General features: G+C 69.4%; 3 protein-coding genes. 1 reads left to right on the forward strand and 2 read right to left on the reverse strand.

The genetic code is table 11. The features are described from left to right. Positions 1 to 352 precede the first annotated feature (352 nt). Positions 353 to 1,771 (forward strand): PhoH family protein, encoded by a 1,419-nt coding sequence (locus tag QH283_RS28740; protein WP_432420801.1) that lies wholly within the window; start codon positions 353 to 355, stop codon positions 1,769 to 1,771. Between the two features lie 75 nt (positions 1,772 to 1,846). Here QH283_RS28740 and QH283_RS28745 read toward each other — a convergent pair whose 3' ends face one another. Further along, complete coding sequence (locus QH283_RS28745; RefSeq protein ID WP_280506069.1) at positions 1,847 to 2,704, reverse strand: ANTAR domain-containing protein; 858 nt, start codon at positions 2,702 to 2,704, stop codon at positions 1,847 to 1,849. After that, the coding region (locus QH283_RS28750) for a response regulator (protein ID WP_280506070.1) at positions 2,704 to 5,258 on the reverse strand (2,555 nt) is incomplete at its 5' end. The genes QH283_RS28750 and QH283_RS28745, both read right to left, overlap by 1 nt.

Consider the following 5,258-nt stretch of genomic DNA (forward strand, 5'->3'; position numbering starts at 1 on the left):
CGCGCCTGGTCCGCGACGCAGCGGGCGCCCCGCCCGCCGACCGCGGGTTCCGGCGCGGAACACACCTCACCGGAGCCCGCGAACAGGGCCTCGGTGAGCTGCGAGTTAACGGGAACTTCACCTGGCAGCATTGATCAACGGCGAGCGCAGACCCGGCAACGGCCTGTAGCGTCGATGATGCGGACCGCGTTGGTGTGGTTCGTACGGGAGGTCCTGACTTTGACTGAGCCATTCAGTTCGAGGGGGCCGGCACCCGGCCCTCATGATCACGACTGAGGTCGTTTTCATCAGGACGGACCGGTCCAGCGAGATCGTTCGCACGGGTGCCGGGCGAACGCAAAAGGAGCCCACCGTGACTGCTGCACGCTCCGTTTCCGCCTTCTCGGCGACCTCCCGTTCCACCGGCTTCGGGGAGAATCTCGGAAAGAGAACAGCCGGTTCGAGCGAGGCCGGGAATGCCCGCACTTCGCGTCACACCGCAGCCAAGACCTTCGTCATCGACACGTCGGTGCTGCTCTCCGATCCCTGGGCGTTCACCAGGTTCGGCGAGCACGACGTCGTCCTGCCGCTGGTCGTCATCAGTGAGCTGGAGAGCAAACGGCATCATCACGAACTGGGCTGGTTCGCGCGGGAAGCCCTGCGCAATCTCGACGACCTGCGCATCGCGCACGGCAGGCTCGACGAGCCGCTGCCGATCGGGTCCGACGGCGGCACCCTGCAGGTCGAACTCAACCACACCGATCCCTCGGTGCTGCCGGTCGGCTTCCGCACCGAGACCAACGACTCGCGGATCCTGGCCTGCGCGCTGAACCTCTCGGCGGAGGGCCGCCGGGTCGTGCTGGTGTCCAAGGACATTCCGCTGCGCGTCAAGGCGAGCGCGGTGGGTCTGCGCGCCGACGGCTACCACGCCCAGGACGTGGTGACCTCGGGCTGGACCGGCATGGTCGAGCTGGATGTGGCGTCGACCACCATCGATCAGCTCTACGCCGAGTCGGTCATCGACCTCGACCAGGCGCGGGAACTGCCCTGCCACACCGGTATCCGGCTGCTCGGCAGCAGCTCCAGCGCGCTGGGCCGGGTCACCCCGGACAAGCGCGTGCAGCTGGTGCGCGAACGCGAGGCGTTCGGTTTGCACGGCCGCTCCGCCGAGCAGCGCGTCGCCCTGGATCTGCTGCTCGACGAGAGCGTCGGCATCGTCTCGCTCGGCGGCAAGGCGGGCACCGGCAAGTCGGCGCTGGCGCTGACCGCGGGCCTGGAAGCGGTGCTGGAGCGCCGTTCCCAGCGCAAGGTGGTGGTGTTCCGGCCGCTGTACGCCGTGGGCGGGCAGGAGCTGGGCTATCTGCCGGGCAGCGAAAGCGAGAAGATGGGCCCGTGGGCCCAGGCGGTCTTCGACACCCTCGACGGACTGGCCTCGCCGGAGGTCATGGAGGAGGTGCTCAGCCGGGACATGCTGGAGGTCCTGCCGCTGACCCACATCCGCGGCCGTTCGCTGCACGACTCGTTCGTGATCGTCGACGAGGCGCAGTCGCTGGAGCGCAATGTGTTGCTCACCGTGCTGAGCAGGCTGGGCTCGGGGTCGCGGGTGGTGCTCACCCACGACGTCGCCCAGCGCGACAACCTGCGCGTGGGCAGGCACGACGGAGTCGCCGCGGTGATCGAGAAGCTGAAGGGCCACCCGCTCTTCGCGCACATCACCCTCACCCGTAGCGAACGCTCGCCGATCGCGGCGCTGGTGACCGAGATGCTCGAGGAGTACGGCCCGAACGCCTGATCCGCGACGAGCGCGGGAAATCGAGCACAGGGAAAGCCAGCACAGCAAACCCATAGGGTGTGTTTCGAACCACACTCACGGGGGTAGTATCCGCCGAGTTACCAGTTCGGCATCGATTCGGCCCCCGTGAGTTGATTCGCCGGCTCGTTGCCGATTTCGGCCAGGTTCCGTTCGGGGGACGCGGTCAGGAGGCAAGGCACGGGACAAACCGGACGGGGCGCGACCGCAGAGCCCGCAAGGAAGCTCAGGCAGGGGGCGGCCGGGCCCCGCGCCCCGCCCCCCGGGGCGGGCGCCTATGGCCGGCAGCCCGGGGGCCGCCAGGTTCTCGACCCACTGGGCGTCGCGGGGGCCCAGCGCCCGCCGGGCCGGGGTCGGCACGCCCGGCGGCACATAGCGCCAGCGCTCGGCCTCGGGCAGGTCGATCCCCGCGAAACCGACCAATGACAGCGAGCCGTCGGTGCCCACCGACCAGATCGCCACCGCGGTGGCGCCGAGCGGGACGAGCGCGTGCTCGAGCACCGACTGCGCGACCCGCTGCGGATCGCCGGTGGCCAACAGCGCGCTCTCGGCGGTACGCAGCCGCACCGCCGCCGAGGACTGCTCCGGTTCCGCGGTGCGTTGGAGGAACTCCTCGACGGTCGCGCTGAGCTTGTCCTGAGCGGCCTGGTTGACCAGTTCGGCGGCCAGTTCCAGCGCTGTCACCCCGGCCTGGTCGGCCAGCGCGTCGAGCTGGCGGGCGGCCTGGGTGGGTCCGCAGCGCAGCCGTTCCACGAGCACGCCCTTGGCCATCTCGATCAGGGCGCGACCATCGGCGGCGGCCTGGGCGCGGGCGATCTCGGCGCGCAGGCGTTCGACCGTGGCGGCCAGCCGGGTCACGGTCGGCTGCGGTGTGGCGGTGTCGTCGGCAGGCCCCGATGTGTCGATGTCGGTCATCAGGCGCCCAGCCAGTGCTGGATGCAGGACAGCAGCGCGGCCGCGTCCACCGGTTTGGTGACGTAGTCGTCGGCGCCGGAGGCGATGCTCTTCTCCCGGTCGCCGAGCATGGCCTTGGCAGTGACCGCGATGATGGGCAGCTCCTGGTACTGCTCCATCTCCCTGATCTTGGAGGTGGCGGTGTAGCCGTCCATCTCCGGCATCATCACATCCATCAGCACCAGGTCGATCTCCGGGTGCGCCAGCAGGGTGTCGATGCCCTCGCGGCCGTTCTCCGCGTGCAAGACGGTCATGCCCTGCAGCTCGAGAATGCTGCTGAGCGCGAACAGGTTACGGGCGTCGTCGTCGACGATGAGCACCGTGCGGCCTGCGAGACCGCCCTCGGCGGGTTCCGGCGCGGCGGCGGGCACCTCCTTGGCGCGCACCAGCGGCAGCACGTCGCCGGGCTCCTCGGCGGCCACGTGCAGGGCGATGCGCTCACGCAGCTCGTCCAGGCTGGACAGCAGTTCGAGCGGTCTGCGGGAGGCGCGGTCCTGCAGCAGCCGCTCCTGCTCGATGCCGAGCCTGCGGTTGTTGTGCGCGAGCACCGGCACGGCGCGGGAGGCGGCGTCGCCGTCCATGGTCTCGAGCAGGCGCAGCGCGGCGTCGTCGGACAGGTCCAGCTCCAGCACGACACAGTGGAACGATTCCGAGGCCATGGCCGCGGCGGCCTCCTCCACACCGACCGCGGTGACGATCTGCACCGGCCCACGCGGATCGTTGCTGTCGGCCAGGTCGGCGAGCGCGCTCTGGGCCACCAGCGACAGCAGCCCCTGCGGGCGCTCCTCCACCACCAGCAGCCTGCGCTCCTGCTGCGCGGTCTCGGCGGTGGGGTCGGCGTCCGCCACGGCGACGGGGGCGGCGCTGTCGTGACGTTCCTTGGCGGGCAGGTCCTGGAAGTCCGGCCGCGCCACCGGCAGGTACAGGGTGAAGGTGCTGCCCTTGCCCGGGTTGCTCTCCGCGGTGATGGCGCCGCCGAGCAGATAGGCGATCTCCCGGCTGATCGACAGGCCGAGGCCGGTGCCGCCGTACTTGCGGCTGGTGGTGCCGTCGGCCTGCTGGAAGGCGCCGAAGATGGATTCGAGTTGGTGTTCGGCGATGCCGATGCCGGTGTCGACCACCCGGAAGGCGACGACCGGGCCGTGCCTGCGCGCGGCGGCGGGCAGCTCGTCGGTGCCGGCCGGTTCGATGCGCAGCTCCACCGAACCGGTCTCGGTGAACTTGACCGCGTTGGACAGCAGGTTGCCGAGCACCTGCCGCAGCCGGGAGTCGTCGGTGAGCAGGTCGAGCGGCAGGCCCGGCGCGTGGACGATACGGAAGCCGAGGTTCTTCTGCGTGGTCATGGGCCGGAAGGTGGCCTCCACGTAGTCGAGCACCTTACGCAGCGGCACCGTCTCGGGGTTGATGTCCATCTTGCCCGCCTCGACCTTGGACAGGTCGAGGATGTCGTTGATCAGCTGGAGCAGGTCCGAGCCCGCCGAGTGGATGATGCCCGCGTATTCGACCTGCTTGGGGGTCAGATTGCGGGTCGGGTTCTGGGCGAGCAGCTGGGCGAGGATGAGCAGGCTGTTGAGCGGGGTGCGCAGCTCGTGGCTCATGTTGGCCAGGAACTCCGACTTGTACTTCGAGGCCAGCGCCAGTTCCTGGGCCCTGGTCTCGAGTTCCTGGCGGGCGTGTTCGATCTCGAGGTTCTTGGCCTCGATGTCGCGGTTCTGGCTGGCCAGCAGCGCCGCCTTCTCCTCGAGTTCGGCGTTGGAGCGCTGCAACTCCTCCTGCTGCACCTGCAGTTCCTCGGAGCGGGCCTGCAGTTCGGCTGTCAGACGCTGCGACTCGACCAGCAGTTCGTCGGTGCGGGCGTTGGCGATGATGGTGTTGACGTTGACGCCGATGGTCTCCATCAACTGGTCGAGGAAATCGCGGTGGATGTGGGTGAACCGGTTGAGCGAGGCCAGCTCGATCACGCCGAGCACCTGCTCCTCCACCACGATCGGCAACAGCAGCAGATTGATCGGGGCGATGCGGCCGAGCCCGGAGTTGATGGCCAGGTAGTCGCCGGGCACGTCCTCCACGGCGATGGTGCGGCGGCTGCGCGCGGCCTGACCGACCAGCGACTGGCCGTAGGCGAAACGGACCTCGGTGCCGGGTTCCTGCGGGCTGCCGTAGGAGCTGATGAGGATCAGCTCGGGCCGCTCGCCGGACTCCTCGGCCAGGTAGAAGGCGCCGAACTGGGCCGAGACCAGCGGCGCGAGCTCGTCCATGATGACCTCGGCCACCACGTGCAGATCGCGCTGGCCCTGCATGAGCCCGGAGATGCGGGCCAGGTTGGTCTTGAGCCAGTCCTGATCCCGGTTGGCCCTTGTGGTCTCGCGCAGCGATTCCACCATCGAGTTGATGTTGTCCTTGAGTTCGGCGACCTCGCCGGAGGCCTCGACCGTGATGGAACGGGTGAGGTCGCCCTCGGCGACGGCGCTGGTGACCTCGGCGATCGCGCGCACCTGGCGGGTCAGGTTGCCTG

It is taken from the genome of Nocardia farcinica (assembly GCF_029867845.1).
Classification (GTDB): domain Bacteria; phylum Actinomycetota; class Actinomycetes; order Mycobacteriales; family Mycobacteriaceae; genus Nocardia; species Nocardia farcinica_A.

Coding starts and splice junctions, on each gene's coding strand:
- QH283_RS28745 (WP_280506069.1), bottom strand. CDS start 2,704: ATGACCGACATCGACACATCGGGGCCTGCCGACGACACCGCCACACCG.